Source organism: Microbacterium sp. GW821-FHT01D02 (assembly GCF_059422585.1).
Genome location: NZ_JBWKXB010000001.1, coordinates 257109 through 274734 on the forward strand (window position 1 = coordinate 257109; position 17626 = coordinate 274734).

The 17626-nt window shown below is 69.9% G+C and carries 21 protein-coding genes; 8 read left to right on the forward strand and 13 right to left on the reverse strand.

Annotated features, from left to right (window positions below):
• Nucleotides 1–55: 55 nt before the first annotated feature.
• A complete protein-coding gene (locus AC07VM_RS01190) occupies nucleotides 56–712 on the forward strand; it encodes a hypothetical protein (RefSeq protein WP_494909659.1) in 657 nt (218 codons plus the stop codon).
• Nucleotides 696–1136 (forward strand): hypothetical protein, encoded by a 441-nt coding sequence (locus AC07VM_RS01195; RefSeq protein WP_494909660.1) that lies wholly within the window; start codon nucleotides 696–698, stop codon nucleotides 1134–1136. Before AC07VM_RS01190 ends, AC07VM_RS01195 begins: the two co-directional genes overlap by 17 nt.
• A 40-nt stretch (nucleotides 1137–1176) precedes the next feature.
• On the opposite strand, the gene AC07VM_RS01200 is transcribed toward AC07VM_RS01195, so the two are convergent.
• From AC07VM_RS01200 to AC07VM_RS01235, 8 genes are all read right to left on the reverse strand, one after another.
• A complete protein-coding gene (locus AC07VM_RS01200; protein WP_494909662.1) occupies nucleotides 1177–1470 on the reverse strand; it encodes a Dabb family protein in 294 nt (97 codons plus the stop codon).
• Nucleotides 1471–1490: 20 nt separating this feature from the next.
• On the reverse strand, nucleotides 1491–2498 hold the full coding sequence (locus AC07VM_RS01205; protein WP_494909663.1) for a sugar phosphate isomerase/epimerase family protein: 1008 nt from the start codon (nucleotides 2496–2498) through the stop codon (nucleotides 1491–1493).
• Between the two features lie 33 nt (nucleotides 2499–2531).
• Nucleotides 2532–3383 carry a sugar phosphate isomerase/epimerase family protein gene (locus tag AC07VM_RS01210; RefSeq protein WP_494909664.1) on the reverse strand — a complete coding sequence of 284 codons (852 nt, stop codon included), beginning with the start codon at nucleotides 3381–3383 and terminating at the stop codon, nucleotides 2532–2534.
• A gap of 78 nt (nucleotides 3384–3461) precedes the next feature.
• Complete coding sequence (locus AC07VM_RS01215; RefSeq protein ID WP_494909665.1) at nucleotides 3462–4655, reverse strand: substrate-binding domain-containing protein; 1194 nt, start codon at nucleotides 4653–4655, stop codon at nucleotides 3462–3464.
• Nucleotides 4656–4669: 14 nt separating this feature from the next.
• Nucleotides 4670–5728 (reverse strand): ABC transporter permease, encoded by a 1059-nt coding sequence (locus AC07VM_RS01220; protein ID WP_494909666.1) that lies wholly within the window; start codon nucleotides 5726–5728, stop codon nucleotides 4670–4672.
• Nucleotides 5725–6819: an ABC transporter permease gene (locus AC07VM_RS01225; RefSeq protein WP_494909667.1), complete on the reverse strand. Its 1095-nt coding sequence runs from the start codon at nucleotides 6817–6819 to the stop codon at nucleotides 5725–5727. The genes AC07VM_RS01220 and AC07VM_RS01225 overlap by 4 nt, the downstream gene beginning before the upstream one ends.
• Entirely contained in the window at nucleotides 6816–8339 is a 1524-nt protein-coding gene (locus tag AC07VM_RS01230) for a sugar ABC transporter ATP-binding protein (RefSeq protein ID WP_494909668.1), read from the reverse strand. The genes AC07VM_RS01225 and AC07VM_RS01230 overlap by 4 nt, the downstream gene beginning before the upstream one ends.
• Nucleotides 8336–9445: a Gfo/Idh/MocA family protein gene (locus tag AC07VM_RS01235; RefSeq protein ID WP_494909669.1), complete on the reverse strand. Its 1110-nt coding sequence runs from the start codon at nucleotides 9443–9445 to the stop codon at nucleotides 8336–8338. Before AC07VM_RS01235 ends, AC07VM_RS01230 begins: the two co-directional genes overlap by 4 nt.
• A gap of 114 nt (nucleotides 9446–9559) precedes the next feature.
• Here AC07VM_RS01235 and AC07VM_RS01240 point away from each other — a divergent pair, with 114 nt between their 5' ends.
• A complete protein-coding gene (locus AC07VM_RS01240; RefSeq protein ID WP_267415402.1) occupies nucleotides 9560–10753 on the forward strand; it encodes an ROK family transcriptional regulator in 1194 nt (397 codons plus the stop codon).
• Between the two features lie 43 nt (nucleotides 10754–10796).
• Here the strand turns inward: AC07VM_RS01240 and AC07VM_RS01245 are convergent, their stop codons facing one another.
• Together AC07VM_RS01245 and AC07VM_RS01250 are read right to left on the reverse strand one after the other, a co-directional pair.
• Complete coding sequence (locus AC07VM_RS01245) at nucleotides 10797–11951, reverse strand: Gfo/Idh/MocA family protein (protein WP_494909670.1); 1155 nt, start codon at nucleotides 11949–11951, stop codon at nucleotides 10797–10799.
• Nucleotides 11951–12757 carry a sugar phosphate isomerase/epimerase family protein gene (locus AC07VM_RS01250; RefSeq protein ID WP_267415404.1) on the reverse strand — a complete coding sequence of 269 codons (807 nt, stop codon included), beginning with the start codon at nucleotides 12755–12757 and terminating at the stop codon, nucleotides 11951–11953. Before AC07VM_RS01250 ends, AC07VM_RS01245 begins: the two co-directional genes overlap by 1 nt.
• Nucleotides 12758–12865: 108 nt before the next feature.
• Here AC07VM_RS01250 and AC07VM_RS01255 point away from each other — a divergent pair, with 108 nt between their 5' ends.
• The 3 genes from AC07VM_RS01255 to AC07VM_RS01265 are packed head-to-tail and all read left to right on the forward strand — an operon-like array spanning nucleotide 12866 to nucleotide 15123.
• Nucleotides 12866–13501 (forward strand): TetR/AcrR family transcriptional regulator, encoded by a 636-nt coding sequence (locus tag AC07VM_RS01255; RefSeq protein ID WP_494909671.1) that lies wholly within the window; start codon nucleotides 12866–12868, stop codon nucleotides 13499–13501.
• A 9-nt stretch (nucleotides 13502–13510) separates the two neighbouring features.
• On the forward strand, nucleotides 13511–14158 hold the full coding sequence (locus tag AC07VM_RS01260; protein WP_494909672.1) for a DUF4166 domain-containing protein: 648 nt from the start codon (nucleotides 13511–13513) through the stop codon (nucleotides 14156–14158).
• Nucleotides 14155–15123, forward strand: coding sequence for an epimerase (locus AC07VM_RS01265; protein ID WP_494909673.1), 969 nt, complete (start codon nucleotides 14155–14157; stop codon nucleotides 15121–15123). Before AC07VM_RS01260 ends, AC07VM_RS01265 begins: the two co-directional genes overlap by 4 nt.
• Here the strand turns inward: AC07VM_RS01265 and AC07VM_RS01270 are convergent.
• From AC07VM_RS01270 to AC07VM_RS01280, 3 genes are read right to left on the reverse strand one after another with little or no spacing between them, the layout of a single operon-like run.
• Nucleotides 15120–15503 carry a PLDc N-terminal domain-containing protein gene (locus AC07VM_RS01270; protein ID WP_267415408.1) on the reverse strand — a complete coding sequence of 128 codons (384 nt, stop codon included), beginning with the start codon at nucleotides 15501–15503 and terminating at the stop codon, nucleotides 15120–15122. The genes AC07VM_RS01265 and AC07VM_RS01270 overlap by 4 nt on opposite strands.
• A 38-nt stretch (nucleotides 15504–15541) precedes the next feature.
• Nucleotides 15542–16471 (reverse strand): aldo/keto reductase, encoded by a 930-nt coding sequence (locus AC07VM_RS01275; protein ID WP_494909674.1) that lies wholly within the window; start codon nucleotides 16469–16471, stop codon nucleotides 15542–15544.
• A 29-nt stretch (nucleotides 16472–16500) separates the two neighbouring features.
• Nucleotides 16501–16731 carry a helix-turn-helix domain-containing protein gene (locus AC07VM_RS01280; RefSeq protein WP_267415411.1) on the reverse strand — a complete coding sequence of 77 codons (231 nt, stop codon included), beginning with the start codon at nucleotides 16729–16731 and terminating at the stop codon, nucleotides 16501–16503.
• Between the two features lie 94 nt (nucleotides 16732–16825).
• Between AC07VM_RS01280 and AC07VM_RS01285 the strand changes: the two genes are divergently transcribed.
• Entirely contained in the window at nucleotides 16826–17200 is a 375-nt protein-coding gene (locus AC07VM_RS01285) for a helix-turn-helix domain-containing protein (RefSeq protein WP_267415413.1), read from the forward strand.
• A gap of 24 nt (nucleotides 17201–17224) precedes the next feature.
• Entirely contained in the window at nucleotides 17225–17614 is a 390-nt protein-coding gene (locus AC07VM_RS01290) for an ImmA/IrrE family metallo-endopeptidase (RefSeq protein ID WP_494909675.1), read from the forward strand.
• Nucleotides 17615–17626 lie beyond the last annotated feature (12 nt).

Consider the following 17626-nt stretch of genomic DNA (forward strand, 5'->3'; position numbering starts at 1 on the left):
TACGGATCTCCGATATCACCAGGACAACCTCTCGAACCGGCCAGCGACAAAACCCTTGAACTACTGCGCGGCTACTACAGAGACCGAGAGAGGTTCGATGTTTGATCAGTTTCGGTCGGCGTATCAGGTCGATCCCCGCGAGCCAGGAGCGGACACGCACCCGTGGCGGCCGCGAGGGTCGGACAGGATCAACGGGTTCGATCAGTTCGCGGAAGAGTTCACCGGTGCGTCGTTCAACGGTGGGCTGTATCGGTTCCACGATGAGCACTCGGCCGCACTTGCGGCGACGTTCATCAACCAGACGTTCCCCCAGTATTCGGAGCGTACCCTGCCGTTCGGATACGACTGGTTGGGGCGACACTTCCTGTGCGACTTCCGGCGCGTGGTGCACAATGAACCACAAGTTCTGCTGATCGACCCCGGCGCTGGCGAGGCCTTGGAGGTACCCGTCAACTTCACGGAGTTCCATGACGTCGAGCTCGTCGTGGAATCCGACGCCGCAGTAGCAAGCTCCTTCCATCGCGAGTGGCTCAGCAGCCAGCCCTCCGCAGTCACACCCATCCTCAGATCGCAATGCGCCGGCTACGACGTGCCGCTCTTCCTCGGAGGCAGCGACACCGCCGACAACCTCTCGCTGACGGATCTCGAGGTCTACCGGGACCTGAGTTCGCAACTATGGAGAATGGCGAACGCGCATGACTCGAGCAACTGAAGGCTCCTGGACTCCGATCCTGGCGATCAGCCCGGATGTGTGGCTCGGGCTTCGCGACGATTCGCTCGCCCTCGGCGATCGAATCGCACCCAAACGTGACGTCGACATCACGAACCCCGTCGGTCTCCTCCCCTGCCTCGAGCGCCCGTACCGAGACGTCGTCACCGACCTCGCGGCGCGCGAGGCGGAACTGGGGCTTCGGCCCGGAGAGCTCCTGAGCCGAGTGCCGCTCGGTGCGCTGCCACGACTTGCCGTAGACGTTCGAATGGACCACTGGGCTCGGCGCGCACTGGAATGGCTGCCGGACATGGCTTCCAAGGAAGAGGCGGAGCGTCTCCTCGCGCTTGTCGTGGGTGCCGACTGGGCATCGCAGCACACGCGTCACGTGGCGAAGCGGATGAGGGGGACGCACTCGAAATCGTGACGTCGCGCGACGACGCCGATCTCACTCCGAACCGAAATCCTCACTCCACGAAGTCGTACTCCTGGAACGCGGCGACCTCGGGCAGCCAGCGCTCCGCGACGAATGCCCGGTGCGCGGGATGGGCGTCGTAGGCGTCGTAGACGCTCTGATCCGCGAACACCATCGAGAACTGATGTGTGAGGTCGCTCTTCGCGCTGACCTGACGGCGGATCGTGAAGTCCTCGACGCCGGGGATCGACGTGAGCACGGCGTGGCCGGTCGCCAGGAACTCACGCTCCTCGGCGGATCCTTCCGCGTGCACGAGGCGGAAGACGACGGTGTGCTGGATCGACATGGGGCTCCTGTCGGGGTATGTCACTGATTGCTGAACGCGGCATCGAACGAGGCTTCGGGTTGCGGCCACAGCAGCGAGTGCACGTAGGCCAGCGCCTCGGGGGCGCCGTGCACGCGGTCCATGCCGGCGTCCTCCCACTCGATGGAGATGGGGCCGGAGTAGCCGATCGCGTCCAGAGCGCGGAACGCATCCTCCCAAGGAACGTCGCCGTGCCCCGTCGAGACGAAGTCCCATCCCCGTCGCGGATCGCCCCACGGCAGGTGCGAGCCGAGCACGCCGGCCCGGCCGTTGTGCGGACGCATCCGGGTGTCCTTGCAGTCCACGTGATAGATCCGGTCCGCGAAGTCCACGATGAACCCGACCGGATCGATGTTCTGCCACATCATGTGCGAGGGGTCCCAGTTGAACCCGAACGCCTCGCGATGGTCGACCGCCTCCAGCGCACGCACCGACGACCAGTAGTCGTACGCGATCTCCCCCGGGTGCACCTCGTGCGCGAACCGCACGCCCTCCGCATCGAACACGTCGAGGATCGGGTTCCATCGGTCGGCGAAGTCGTCGAACCCGCCCTCGATGACGGATGCCGGCACCGGCGGGAACATCGCCAGATACGGCCAGATCGACGAGCCGGTGAACCCGACCACGGTGTCGATGTCGAGCTTGCGCGCGACGCGGGCCGCCCGCTTCATGTCCTCCGCCGCGCGCTGCCGCACACCCTCGGCCTCGCCGTCGCCCCACACGTACTCGCGGAGGATCGCCTGGTGCCGGAAGTCGATCGGCGCATCGCACACGGCCTGACCGGCGAGATGGTTCGAGATCGCGAAGATCTTCAGGCCGTGCCGGTCGAGGATCTCCCGGCGCGACGCCACGTAGGCATCGTCCTGATCGGCACGCCGCAGGTCGAGGTGGTCACCGGAGGCGGCGACCTCCAGCCCGTCATAACCCCACTCCGCAGCGAGACGGGCGACCTCCTCGAAGGGCAGATCGGCCCACTGGCCGGTGAACAGGGTGACCGGGTGACTGCTCATGAGGACTCCTTCGTCTCGGACTCGTGCAGGGGTTCAGGTCCCGAATGCCCGCAGCGCGGCGATGCTGCGCGCGGCGAGTTCGTCCTGACTCGGGGCGAGCGGGCGCCAGACGGACGCCGCGACGGCGATGGTCGCGTTCTCGCCGTTGAAGCTCTCCAGGCCCAGCGGCCCTCGATAGTCGGCGTCGTCGAGCGCGACGAGGATACCCGGCCAGTCCGTGTGGTCGTCACCGACCGCCCCGCGGTCGCTCCCGCATACCTGCACGTGGGCGATCGCCGACCCCGCGGCGCGGATCGCGTCGGCGGGGCGCTTCTCCTCGATGTTGAGGTGGTAGGTGTCGAGCGCGAGGCCGACCCCTCCCCCGAGCAGCGGCCCCAGGGCATCGAGGCTCTGCTCGACCGTGTTGAGCAGACTCGTCTCGTAGCGGTTGAGCGGTTCGATCGCGAGCGTGATGCTCGCGGCCGCGGCGTCGTCGGCGAGCGGGGCCAGATTCTCGCGCAGCTCCGCCACGACCGCGGTCCGCTCCTCGGCCTCCATCCGCCAGGTCACACCGGTCGGGGCGTAGAACGGTCCGGCCACCACGTCGGCCGCGAGCACCTGCGCCGCCGCGATGCAGGCCCGCAGATAGTCCTGCGTTGGCGCGACGTCGCCCGCGCGGGCGACCAGAGACCGGCCCGGTCCCATCGCTCCGACGACGATCGCCCCCAGCCCCAGGCCGTCGAGCACGTCACGGGTGCGCACGGGATCCCAGTCCCCGACGCTCTCGAGCGGAAGCTCCAGGGCCCCGTAGCCCAGGCCGGCGGCCTTGCGGGCGAGCGGTTCGAGCGTGGCGTCCGTGAGCGGAGACGTCCACACCCAGGTGTTGACGGCGATCGTGCGGGGCATCGTTGTCCTTGTGATCGTGAAGCGCTCCCACCCTCCCACTCCACAGGCGCGGAGCGGAAGGGCGGGAGCGGATTTCGGTTACGGGATCTGGCGCTGCTGCCACACCGTCGGGTAGCCGGGGAGGTTCTCCCCGCCGAACTTGGCGTAGTGGCCGTCGGGCATGCCCTCGTTGGCCTTCAGGTATTCGTCGAGCTCCGGCTCCGTGATCGGCTTCTGCGGGAGCACCCACTCCTTCGGCACCTCGGTACCGGCGAAGATCATCTGCGCTGCGAGCAGCGGGGTGCGCCACTGGAAGTTGGAGTACACCGGCGCGAGCCCCGTGAGACCCGTGTCCTTCCACTTGCGGAGGAAGCTCATCTCGTCCTCACCCGTCATGACCGGGTAGTCCGCTCCGGCGTCCTCGAACGCCTCGATGGCGGCGACGGCGCCGTCACCCGCGTCCATCCAGATGCCGTCGACGTCGCCCTTCGCGAGCTCATCGCTGATGATGCTCTTGATCTCGGCCGGGTCGGCACCCGTGAAGTGGTCCACCGCGTTGATGCCGGCCTCGTCGAACAGCTTCTTCGCGCCGGCCCAGCGGTGCTCGAGCACGTCGACACCCGGGAGGATGCGCAGCGCCACGACCTTGTCGCCCTTCTCGAGGTTGTCGATCAGGAATTCGGCGGTGTCGATCCCCCAGGCGAAGCCGCCGATCGGGTGGATGAACGTGACCGGGCAGTCGGTGTTGACGCCGCGGTCGAACACGATGACGGGCTTGCCCGTGTCGCACGCCCGCTCGACGGCCGGGGTCATCGCCGCGGTGCTGTTCGGCGAGATGAGGAACACATCGCACTCGCCCTCGGAGATGAAGTAGTCGATGTCAGCGATCTGGGTGTCATCGGAGTCCTGCGCATCGCGGGTCTCCATCTCGCTGATCGCCCCGTCCGCCTGCAGCGCCTTGAGCTGCTCGTTCATCGTGATCCAGCCCGTCTGACGCCACGGGTTGGAGATCGACGCGTTCGCGAAGCAGGCCTTCTTGGCTCCTTCGCTGGCGAAGTCCGACGTGTCCACCATCTCGGCGTTGATGTGCTGCAGGTACGGCTCATCGGCCGGTCCCTGCGGGTCGACACCGCGCTCCTCGTCCTGCTTGTCGAAGAGCTCCTGGTCGAACCACTCGGTCGTCTCCGCCGCCTCGGGGCTCTCCGATTCGGCCGGCGCCACGGACGGGTCGGTCGTGCACCCGGCGAGCGCGATGAGGCCGAAGAGGGCCACCCCTGCGGTGGCGATCTTCATTGATCGTCGCATTGCTAATCTCCTCTGGTTTCTGTGTGGATGGTGCTGTTGGTGTGGATCGTTCTGGTTGGTGCGGGTTCTTCGGTGGTGAGATCGGGAGGGGGCTGGGGGCCGCGCTTGCGTCGTGCCCGGAAGGCGACGGCGGAGTACGCGACGGCCGCGATGATGATGACCCCCTGGACGGCATCGCGCAGCGTCGACGGGACGCCGGCGATGTTGAGCAGCATGAAGAGGGCCTCGAGGGCGAAGGCGCCGGCGACCGCGCCGACGATCCAGCCGCGCCCACCGCCCAGCACGACGCCACCGAGCACGACGGCGGTGATCGCCGTGAACTCGTAGCCGCGACCGACCGAGGGGTGCACGCCGGCGTATCCGACCAGCAGCACGGCCGACAGTGAGGCGGACAGCGACGAGATGATGAACGCGCGCGTGGTCGCCCAGGCGCGGCGCGCACCGGCGTAGTCGACCGCGCGGGCGTTGTCGCCGACCGCGATCAGCGTCTTGCCCAGCGGGCGCTTGGTGATCCAGATGCCGAGCGCGAGCCACGCGATCAGCAGCAGCACGGCCCAGGGGAGGAAGTCGAGGAGGGGGATGTCGCGGATCCCCCCGCGGCCGATCTCCCGGAAGCTGTCGGCGGGGTTGCCGGTCGCCGCTCCCCCGGTCCACCACATGACCCCTCCGAGGAGGGCGAGCATCATGCCGAGCGTGACGATGAAGGACGGCACCTTGAGCAGGGTCGTGATCACGCCGTTCACGAGTCCGACGGCCACGGCGAACACGGCCATGAGCAGCAGCACCGGGACGGTGCGGGCGTCGTCCTGCCCCACCAGGTTGCCGGCGATGATGACCTGGGCCGTGATGAGCGAGCCCTGCGACAGGTCGAACTCCCCGGCGATGATCACGAAGTACTGGCCGATCGCGACGATCGCGATGGGGGCCACCCGCTGCAGGAACCGCATGAACTGACCGGGCTCCGCGAAGCTCGGGTTGAGGATCGTGACCGCCACCAGCAGGATCACCAGCAGCAGGAACACCGCCCCGCGCGGGCTGACGAGTGTGCGCAGCGCGTTCATGAGCGCCCTCCTTCCGCAGGGAGAGTGGTATCGGAGGTGGGGTCGGCGAGTTGCGACACCGCGGCCGCCATCTCGGGCGCTGCGGCCTTGGCGGCGTCGTCCCCACCGGTGCGCGTGCCCCCGGCGCCGAAGCGCGGCCGGCGGCGGACGATGGAGCGCCGGCTGTACACGGCCACCGCGGCGACGATCACCACGCCGCGCACGACGTCCTTGAGGAACGGGTTGACCTGCATCACGCTCATCACGTTGTCGACGACCGCGAGGATCGCCACGCCGCCGATGGTGCCCCAGATGGAGCCGCGGCCGCCCAGCAGGAGCGTGCCGCCGAGGACGACCGCCGCGATCGACAGCAGCGCGTAACCGCCCTGCTGGCCCACGGTCGGACTGCCGACGCCGAGCCTGCTGGCGAGGAGGAGCCCCGCGAGAGCCGCGAAGACCGAGCACAGGACGTGCGCCCAGATCAGCGGCATCCGGGTGCGGACGCCCGACAGGCGGGCTATCTCGGGATCACCGCCGACCGCGTAGAGGTGCGCGCCGGTGCGGGTGCGGTTGAGCAGGACCCAGACGACGACGGCCAGCACGACCATGATGAGCGTGGAGACCGGGATGGGTCCGACCCCGGTGGCGCCGATGAGCTGGAACGCCCACGGGACGTTCCCGGCCGAGCCCTCGAAGTTGGTGTTCAGGATGCCCTGCAGGATGAGGCCGACGCCGAGGGTGGCGATGAACCCGTTCACCTTGAGGACCGTGACGATGAGGCCGTTCAGGAGGCCGACGCCGGCGCAGACGAGGAGCGTGACGATCACGGCCAGCGGGATGTTTCCCGGGTTCCCGTTCATGATCGTGGCCGCGAGCAGGCTCGACAGACTGATCACGTACGTGACGGAGAGGTCGAGGGAGGCACCGAGCACGACGAGCGTCTGCCCGATCGCGACGAGGCCGAGCACGCTCATGCCGGTGAGGATGTCGCGGATGTTGCCGGCGCTGAGGAAGTTGCGCCCGACCGTGCCGACGAGGATCGCGCCGACGACGAGGACCAGCAGCAGGATGCCGAGGACGATGACCGTGGAGTCGATCTTGAGGCGCTTCATCGTGCACCCCCGTCCGTCGCGGTGCCCGGATCGCTCGCACCGGTCGCGGCCCCGAGGATCTCGTGCTCCGCGGAGCCTGCGGGAAGCTCGGCGACGAGCTCGCCGTCGTGCATCACGAGGATCCGATCGCTCATGCCGATCACCTCCGGGAGCTCGCTCGACACCATCAGTACCGCCTTCCCCTCGGCGGCGAGGTCTCGCATCAGCTGGTAGACGGCGTACTTGGCGCCCACGTCGATGCCCCGGGTGGGCTCGTCGAAGAGCACGATCTGGGGCTGCGTGAGCAGCCATTTGGCCAGCACGACCTTCTGCTGGTTGCCGCCGGAGAGGAAGCGCACCTCCTGGTCGACGCCCTGCGAGCTGACCTCGAGCGAGCTCAGGACGCCGGGGACCTCCCGGCGGGAGGCGGCCGTGCGTCCGGCGAACACGCCGCGCACCACCAGCAGGGCGTTGTCGAGGATCGACTGTCCGAGCGCGAGCCCCTGCGCCTTGCGGTCCTCGGAGACCAGGGCGAGTCCGGCGCGGACGGCCGCACGGGCGCTGGTGATGCGCGCCGACGCCCCGTCGATGCGCATCGTGCCGCGGGTGAACGCCTGGATGCCGAACACTCCCTCCACGAGTTCGGTGCGCCCGGAGCCCTGCAGCCCCGCGATGCCGACGATCTCGCCCGCGCGCAGCGTCAGGGAGACCCCGTCGACGTAGGCGTTGCCGCAGCCCTCCAGCTCGAGACGCGGTTCGCCCACCGTCGTGCCCTCGACCGCGTCGGGGAAGTACGACTGGATCGAGCGGCCGACCATGCGCCGCACCAGCTCGTCGGTGGTCAGGGCGGCGGTCTCGTCCGTGGAGACGAGCGCGCCGTCCTTGAGGATCGTGATGCGGTCGCACAGGTCGAAGATCTCCTTCAGCCGGTGCGAGACGTAAATCACGGCGACGCCCCGGGAGGTGAGTCGCCGGATGATCGCGTAGAGCAGCTCGACCTCGCGGTCGCTGAGGGCCGCGGTCGGCTCGTCCATGGAGATGACCTGCGCGTCGAACGAGAGCGCCTTGACGATCTCGACGATCTGCTGCTCGGCGACCGTGAGCGAGCCGACCCGCGCCTGCGGCTCGATGAACGAGACGCCGAGGTCGGACAGCAGCTCCGCCGTCCGCGTGTTCATCGCCCGCTGGTCGACGAAGCCCCCGCGTCGCGGCTCGCGGCCGAGGTAGACGTTCTGCGCCACGGTGCGCTCCGGGAGCAGGGTGAACTCCTGGAAGACCGTGACGATCCCGGCATCCATCGCCTGCCGCGGGTGCGCGTGATGCACCTCTTCTCCGCGGTACGCGATCACGCCCGCATCCGCCGGCTGCACGCCCGCGATGATCTTCATGAGCGTGGACTTGCCGGCACCGTTCTCGCCGACGAGGCCGTGCACCTCGCCCGACCGCACGTCGAAGTCGATGCCGCTGAGCACCTCGACGCCGAAGAACGACTTGCGGATACCGGTCACCTGCAGCACCGGCTGCGTCGTGGTCGTGGTCATGCCGCCACCTCCACCCATCGTCCGCCGTCCGCCGCCGAGTCGAGCACGGCCTCCGTCAGCACGGCGGAGCGGTAGCCGTCCACGAACGTGGGGAGCCCGTCGGGGGTCCCCCCGGCCATGGCCGCATAGACGTCGGCGACGAATCCGTTGAACGCGTCCTGGTAGCCCATGGAGTGTCCGGCGGGCACCCGCTGAAGTCGGGCCGAATCCGGGTCGGACGCGGCGGGGTCGCGCAGCAGCAGCCGGGACTCCTCGCGCATGCCGATCCAGAGCTCCTCGGGGCGCTCCTGCTCGAAGCGGAGGCTCTGCTTCGAACCGTGCAGCTCCAGGGTCAGAGCGTTCTTGCGTCCGGGGGCCATCTGCGAGATGAGCAGGGTGCCCAGCGCGCCCGAGTCGGTCTCCACGAGCACGGCCACGATGTCCTCGGTGTCGACCGCCTGCCCCGAGCGCTCCGAGAAGACGCGGCGGGTGCGGGCGCTGAGTGTGCGGATCCGCTCGCCGATCACGAACTCGATGAGGTCGCAGAGGTGCGAGCCGATGTCGGCGAAGGCGCGAGAGGCGCCGCCCGACTCGGAGCGCACACGCCAGTCGTCGTCGCTCGGCAGGAGCATCCAGTCCTGCAGATAGGAGCAGTCCAGCGTGAGGAGGTCACCGGCCTCGCCGCGCGCGATCCGCGCCCTCGCCTCGCGCACCATCGGGTGGTAGCGGTAGATGAACGGAACGGCTGCCACGCGCCCCCGGGCTTCGGCGGTCCTCGCGAGCACCTCGGCATCACGGGCGGTCGTCGCGAGCGGCTTCTCGCAGATGACGTGCTTGCCGGCGTTCAGGGCCTGCAGCGCCAGGTCCGCGTGCGTGGCGTTGGGCGTGCAGATGTGCACGACATCGATGTCGGCTGCCTCGAGGAGCGCGGCGGCATCGGTCTCGGCCCGGTCGGCCCCGAGCGCCTGGGCGGCATCGCGCCCTCCCGCGGCGGACCGGGTGGCGACGGCACGCAGCTCGCCGCCGGCATCTCGTGCCGCGGTGCGATGCACGCGGGCCATGAATCCTCCGCCGAGGATGCCGGCTCGGATCGTCCCGAGACCGGTGTCAGTGACATCCGTTGTCATGTCGCTGATTCTGACATAGACCTTCCGACTTTTGCTAGACTTTCGTCAAAAGTTGTTTGCACCAAATCCGAAGTCAATCGACGAGACGCCGAAGTGCTGTGGTTTACTGACGCAATGGTTGACGTTCTGAGGCCGGCGCCGGCGCTCTCCTCCGGCACCGGTGAGATCTTCCAGATCCTCCGCGACGGCCACGCCCGCACCAAGGCCGAGCTCGCGGCACTCACCGGCCTGGCCCGCTCGACGGTCGCGCTCCGCGTGGATGCGCTGCTCGCCGCCGACCTCCTCCGTCCCGCCGGCGAAGCGGTGTCCACGGGTGGGCGCCCGCCCGCGCGTGTCGCCTTCAACCCCCGGGCCGGGCTGGTGCTGGCCGTCGACCTCGGCGCGACGCACGCCACGGTGGCCGTCGCCGACCTCGCCGGGGTGATCCTCGACGCGCGCACCCGCACGATCGACATCGCGGACGGCCCCGAGACCCTGCTCGACACGATCCTCGCCGATGCCGCCGAGCTGCTCCGGACGACCGCCGCCGACCTCCCCCTGGTGGGAGTCGGCATCGGCGTCCCCGGCCCGGTGGAGCACTCCACGGGGCGCCCGACCAACCCGCCGATCATGCCGGGGTGGGACCGCTTCGACGTGCCGGCCTACGTGCAGAAGACCTTCGACGTTCCGGTGCTCGTCGACAACGACGTCAACATCCTGGCGCTCGGCGAGCAGGCGACGAGCTGGCCGCGGGTCGACGACCTGATCTTCGTGAAGGTGTCGACCGGAATCGGCGCCGGCATCATCGCGGGCGGTCAGCTGCAGCGCGGCGCCCAGGGCTCGGCGGGCGACATGGGCCACGTGCAGGTGCCGACCGGAGCGGGATCCAGCCGCTCCCCCGGTGACGACCGCGACCTGGAGGCGCTCGCCAGCGGCTCGGCCCTGGCCCTCGCCCTGCGCGAGGCCGGGCTCGACGTGCACAGCGGATCCGACGTCGTCGACCTCGTGCGGGCCGGGAACGCCGCCGCGATCGAGGCGACCCGACAGGCCGGTCGCGACGTGGGCGAGGTGCTCGCCACGGTCGTCAACCTGCTGAACCCCTCGATCATCGTGCTCGGCGGCAGCATCGCCCGTGCCGGCGAGCACCTGCTCGCGGGCGTGCGCGAGGTGGTCTATCGCCGCTCCATCCCGCTCGCCACGCAGCACCTCGCGATCGTGCAGTCGCAGGCGGGAGACCGGGCGGCCGTGCTGGGCGCCGCGATCATGGTCGCCCGCGAGGTCCTGTCCCCGGCGAGCGTGGACCGCTACGTGGCGGCGAAGGCGCGGTGACCCGCACCCGCACCGCCACGAGCGGTGTCCGCGTGGACGGCGCTCAGAGCGTGGATGCGAACGGATCGAAGTCCGCGGCGATCGATCCCACCTGATCCAGGCTGCTCTCGACCGTGACGAAGTCGCGCGATTCGGCGGCCTCTTCGATCGACAGCAGGGTGTCGAGCACGTGGTAGCCGAACTCGCCGGTCGCGACGTGCGGGCGTCCCGCGGCGATCGCGCGCGCCATGTCGAGGAGTCCCACCCCACGACCGGAGAGCACGCCCTCCTGCTCCACGTCGACGATCTCCTGTTGCACGGGCTCCGGCGGGATGAACAGGCGCGTGAGCGGTCGGGTGATCGAGATCGCGCCGCCGAAGGTGTTCGGGTCGGGGATCACGATCGTGCCCTCGGTTCCGGTGATCTCGACGATCCCCTGCCGGATGACGGGCGAGTCGGTGCTGTAGAGACTCTGCGCCTGCCCGCCCTCCTCGAAGTCCATGAGCACGCTGAGCGTGGAGGGGATCTCGACAGGGAACTCCTGCCCGGCGAGCTCGCCGACCTGCACGCGACGTGTCGGCGTGCCCTGCAGCCCGAGCGCCGCAACCGACGCGACCGGACCGAACACGTGCACGAGCGCCGACACGTAGTACGGCCCCATGTCGAGCAGCGGTCCCCCGCCCTTCGCGTACAGGAACGCAGGGTTCGGGTGGAAGATCTCCGGCCCCTGCCACTGGAACGTGGTCTGCGCGAACAGCGGGCGGCCGATGTCGCCGCGCGCGATCGCCCGCTTCGCCGTCTGCACGCCCGGTCCGAGAACGGTGTCGGGGGCGACACCGACCCGGAGCCCGGTGGCGTCCGCCTTCTCGAGCAGCCGGCGGGACTCCTCCCGGCTCACGCCGATCGGCTTCTCGGTCCAGACGTGCTTGCCCGCCGCGATGATCGCCTCGGACACCTCGACGTGCACGGCCGGGATCGTGAGGTTCACGACGATGTCGATCTCCGGATCGCCGAGCACCGTGTCCACGCCGCCGGAGCGCGGGACGCCGTACTTCTCGGCCTGCGCCTTCGCGCGTTCCTCGATGAGGTCGGCGACCGCGATGACCCGCACGTCGGGGAAGGTCGTGAGGTTCGACAGGTACTGATCGCTGATGTTGCCCGCGCCGATGATGCCGACGCCGACGGGTCCATCCCCGAACGAGCGGGCGCCGAGCGCCATCAGCCGGCGACCTTCTCGTCGAGGTAGACGCGGCTGCGCTCGATGGCGTCGAACAGGTCACCCTCGTAGTGGTCGAACTCGACGATCGCGAGTTCGAGTGCCGGAGCCGCGGCGATCGCCTCGACGAGCGGCACGGACCCTTCACCCGCGGCCACCTGGTCGGCGGGCGGATAGGCGCCGGCGAGTGCCGGGTCGAGCGTGCCGTCCTTCGCGTGCACGGCGATCACACGGCTGCCGAGGCGCTCGAGCAGCGCGACGGGGTCGACGCCGCCCCGGGCGACCCAGTACAGGTCGACCTCGAGCACGACGCGGTCGTCGAGCAGGCCGGCAAGGATCTCGAGGCCGGTGACGCCGTCGAACACCGCCTCCAGCTCGTGGGCGTGGTTGTGGTAGCCGACGCGCACGCCGACCGTCTCCCCGATCGCGGCCGCCTCGTTGAGCAGGCGCGCGGTCTCCTCGATCTGCGCGACGGACTCCCAGCGCGCCGGCTCCGTGTAGGGGTCGATGACCGTGTCCATGCCCAGCACCTTGGCGGCGGCGAAGACCTCGGCGGGCGTCGGCACGGGCACGGTCGTGCCACTGCCGTCCGGGTTCACGAACGACGGCGATGCCAGGAAGGCGTGCCCGGACGGGGCGACCAGACCGGCCGCGGACAGCGCGGCGGCGAGGGGTTCGGCGCGCCGGACGAAGTCGTAGGGCTCGACGGCCGAGAAGCCACGGGCGGCGACCGCCGTGAGCGCGCCCTCGAGGTCGGCCTCCAGCTCCTCCTTGATCGTGAACAGCTGCAGGGAGGTCTGAATCGTCATCGGTCGTGCTCCTTCGGTCTTCGGCGACGGGTGGGGACAGGGGTCCCGTGCAGGCACGCTATCACCAAATACCTCCACGCGGAAGTTTTGGTTCGCTAGACTCCGGTCATGCCCGCCGACACGCCTGAGAACGCCGCACCGTCGCGACCGCGGGGCACCTACGCCAAAGGGATCGCCCGACGGCAGGAGATCCTCGACCGCGCCATCGAGGTCTTCGCCGAGCGCGGCTCCGACCGCACGAGCCTCCGCGCGATCGCCCGGGAGGTCGGCGTCACCCACGCCGCGCTCACCCACTACTTCGGCTCCCTCGAGGAACTCCTCGTCGCCGTGTACGAGGAGAGCAACGCGCCGGGGCGCCAGCCCGCGCATCCCACGGTCGACGTGACGCCCGTGGAGATGATGATCGAGTCCGCCCGGATCAACCGTGAGGTCCCCGGGCTCGTGCAGTTGTACTCGACCCTCGTGGCCGCAGCCCTCGAGGAGGGGCACCCCGCCGCGCGCACGTTCGCGACCGGCCGCTTCGACCGGCTGCGCATGCGGCTCGCCGACACCGTGCGCCAGCAGCAGCAGAGCGGACGGATCCGCGACGACGTCGATCCGGAGGCCGTGGCCGCGCTCGTGGTCGCCGCGTCGGACGGCCTGCAGACGCAATGGCTGCTCGACGAGAGGGCGCCGCAGCACGAGGCGCTCGCGCTCCTCGACCGGCTGCTGCGGCCGACCGGCGAGGCCCCGACGCCCGGCTAGGCTCGAAGGGTGACGCCCGTGCCGCAGTCCCCCTACGCCCGGGCACTCGGCGAGCGCATCGACGACCTTCATCCCCGACTGCGCACCTACTTCGCCGCGATCCCGGACGGGGCCGTCGGCGTCGGCGACGGGGTCTTCCAGCGGGTCGGGACGCCGCGTCGGTGGCTGTGGCCGCTGCTGCGCATCCTGGAACGGCGCGGCGTGGTCGCCGCGGGGTGGGAGCGGGACGTGCCGTTCCGCGTCGAGAACCGCACGATCGCCTCCCGGGTCATCGGCGAGCGCACCTTCCTGTTCCCCCGCGGGCCGTGGGTCATGCACGACGCGGTCGCCCTCACGCGGCACGGTCGTGTGGTCGACGAGCTCGGCGAGCCCGGTGTCCTCTCCGCCTGCTTCGACGTCGAGGTGCGCGACGGTGCGCTCCGTCTCACGAGTCGCGCGGTCGGCGTGCGCCTCGGCCGCCTGCGCCTCCGCATCCCCCGCCTCGTCGCGCCGGTGGTCCGTCTCACGGAGCGCTTCGACGACGCTCTCGACCGACAGCGGGTGTCCCTCACGGTCGACGCCCCGCTCCTCGGCCGCGTGTACGAGTATCGGGGCGACTTCACCTATCGCATCCAGGCCGCCGGAGAGAGCGCCGGAGAGAAGGAGCAGTCCGCATGAGTACAGGTCGGGTCGTCATCGGGGGGTCCACGGGTTTCATGGGCCGCTATCTGCTGCCGCGGTTCCGCGCCGAGGGCCGCGAGGTCGTCACGATCTCGCGTTCGGGTGCGGATCTCCGCTGGGGCGACCAGGTCGGGATCGACCGCGCGGTGGACGGCGCGGCGCTGGTGATCGGGCTCGCGGGCAAGAGCGTCAACTGCCGCTACACGCCGGAGAACCGCGCGGAGATCTTCCGCTCGCGACTCGACACCACCGCGTCACTGAGCACGGCGATCTCCCGAGCCTCCGCACCTCCCGCCGTCTGGGTGAACTCCTCGACCGCCACGATCTACCGTCATGCCGAAGACCGCCCGATGACCGAGTCCTCGGGCGAGATCGGCACCGGTTTCTCGGTCGAGGTCGCGAAGGCGTGGGAGAAGGCCCTGTTCACCGATGAGCTTCCCGCCACCCGTCGGGTCGCCCTGCGCAGCACGATCGTGCTCGGCCACGGCGGCGTCCTCGAACCCCTCCGGGGGCTCGCCCGCCTCGGCCTCGGCGGGCCGCAGTACGACGGGCGATGGCCGGTGAGTGCTGCCCGTCGCGCGGCCGGCACCGGACACTTCCCGGGAGCACGTCGCGGGCACCAGCGCTTCAGCTGGGTGCACATCGAGGATGTGGCCCGCATCATCGACTTCGTCGAGCGGACGCCCTCGCTCGACGGGCCCGTGAACGCCGCAGCGCCGAACCCCGTCGACAACGTCGAGTTCATGGCCACGGTCCGGCGCGTGCTGGGCGCTCGCATCGGTCCGCCGATGCCGCGGTGGATGCTGGAGCTGGGGGCGATCGGGATCCGCACCGAGACCGAGCTGATCCTGAAGAGCCGGTGGGTGCTGCCCGAGAAGCTCACCGCGGCAGGTTTCGAGTTCCGCTACCCGGAGCTGGAGGGCGCGGTCCGCGAGTCGTTCGACCGCGGGCAGGCGGCCTAGGCGCCGGAGCCGGTCGCGGTCTCGCCGCCCTCGCCCTTGCGCTTCTCGATCTCCTCGCGCAGTCGCCACTCCTCGATCTCGCGGTCGAGGTCGGCGATCTGCTGCTCCGTCGTCCGCGTGTCCGTCGGCGGAGCCGGGCGCACGTCGGTCGGCGCCGACGGCCGCTGGGCCCGCTGCATCCGCGGGATCGGGATGCCGGCCTCGCCGTACTCGCGGCCGATCGCGAACCACAGGACGCTGCCGATCAAGGGCAGCAGGATCACGATGATGATCCACACCATCTTGGGCAGGTGCTTCACCAGGGCGCTGTCGCGGGTGATGATGTCGATCAGTGCACCGATCATCAGCGCGATGATGAGGAGCGAGAACAGGAACGGCATGAGTTCAGGGTAGACGACGCCGCGACGGGCCGCTGCGACTACGGGAGCAGGTGCCCCGCAGCACGGAACAACTCGTACCATTCGGGGCGCGTGAGCTCGAGGTCGGCCCCGGCCGCCGCATCCCGCACCCGCTCCGGCGTCGTGGTGCCGAGCACGACCTGCATGCCCGCGGGGTGCCGGGTGATCCAGGCCGTCGCGACCGCGATGGGGGTCACGCCGTGCGCGTCCGCGAGACGATCGATCACGGCGTTCAGCTCCGCGTACTCGGGGTTGCCGAGGAAGACGCCGTGCGAGAACCCGTCCTGGAACGGGGACCACGCCTGGATCGTGATGCCGTTGATGCGGCAGTACTCCACGATCCCTCCGCCGTCGCGGACGATGCTCTGGTCGTGTCCGGCCATGTTCGCCGCGACCGGCTGGGCGAGGATCGGCGCGTGGGTCATCGACAACTGCAGCTGATTGGCGACGAGGGGCTGACGGACGGCCGTGCGCAGCAGATCGATCTGACGCGGCGTGTGGTTCGAGACACCGAAGGCCTTCACCTTCCCCGCGGCCTCCAGGTCGTCGAACGCTCGAGCGACCTCGTCCGGCTCGACGAGGATATCCGGGCGGTGCAGCAGGAGCACGTCGAGGCGGTCGGTCCGCAGCGCCGTGAGCGATCCCTCGACCTGACCGACGATGTGCTCGTAGGAGAAGTCGAACATCCCCTGTGCCGGCACGATGCCGCACTTGGTCTGCAGCACGATCTCGTCGCGCTCCGAGGCGCTGAGCTGCAGAGCGTCGGCGAATCGGGCCTCGCAGTGATGCATGCTGCCGCCGTAGATGTCGGCGTGGTCGAAGAAGTCGATGCCGGCCGCACGGGCCGTGTCGTACAGCGTGCGGATGTGCGCGTCGTCCTTGTCGTCGATGCGCATCATGCCGGCGATGATGGCGGGGGCGGTGGTTGCTCCGAACGACACTGTCTTCATGCGCCCCACGCTACTCCGCACCACCGACGTCAGCGGTCGTCCGGCGTCGAAGCGGGCAGCAGCGTCGTCACCGGGACGCCGATCGCCGCAGCGATGCCCGCCAGATCGACGACGGTGAAGTCCTCTCGCCCGTCCAGCAGATCGGCGAGAGCGGCGGGCGCGATGCCCGAGCGATCGGCGAGCTGCAGGAAGGACACTCCGGCGTGGATCCGTGCCCCATCCACCTCGGATGCCAACATGCGACGCAGTTCTGTCCCCATACGCAGACAATACCTCCCCACACGGACACCCGCGTCGGCGCCTGTGGGCAGTATGTCGGCATTATGGAGTCGGGGCGCTGCTATCGTGAGCCGGGTGAAGACACCTGCCGAGGAGTTCAACGAGGCCGTCGGGCGCCAGCTGCGTGCGGAGATCGCCGCCTCCCGGAGCAGCGTCGCCGCGATGGCACGGACCATCGGCGTCGCCCGAAGCGCTCTGGACAACTACGTCACCGGCAAGCGCGCGATCCCGATTCCCGTCGTCTACGCGGTCTGCGCGGCCGCCGGCATCGAACCCCATGTGCTGCTGGCCCGCGCGGAAGAGCGCCTCCAGGCCGACGCCGAGCCCACCGCGCGCATCACTCCGATCCGCCGCACCCCCGATGTCGCCACCTCGCGCGACAATGACCTCGAGGTCGCCTTCGAGTCCCGCGTCCGGCACGACGCCGACACGGACGATCTCTACGAATAGTCCGCAAGCCCGAGGAGGTCCGCCGTGCAGCACCTCCTCCGTCTGGCCGACGAACAGCGGCTGCGCATCGTCGAGCGCCCCGGTCGCACCCGCGGCGGCTTCGATCCGGTGACGCGGACGATCCGTCTCAGCCCGGGGATGAGCGCGCGCACGACACGAAGCGTCCTCGCGCATGAACTCGGTCACGCCGAGCTCGGCCACGACCTCGTCCCCGCTCGTCGTCGACGGCAGGAGCGGCAGGCCGACGAGTGGGCCGCGTGCCGCCTGATCACCCCCGGAGCCTACGCCGAGGCCGAGGCGCTCCGCGGGCCGCACCTGGCGAGCCTGGCCTTCGAGCTGGGCGTCACGATCGAGCTGGTGACCGCCTACCAGCGACTGCTGCGCCAGGGGACGATCCCGGTCGCAACGGCCTGATCCGGGTGGCGT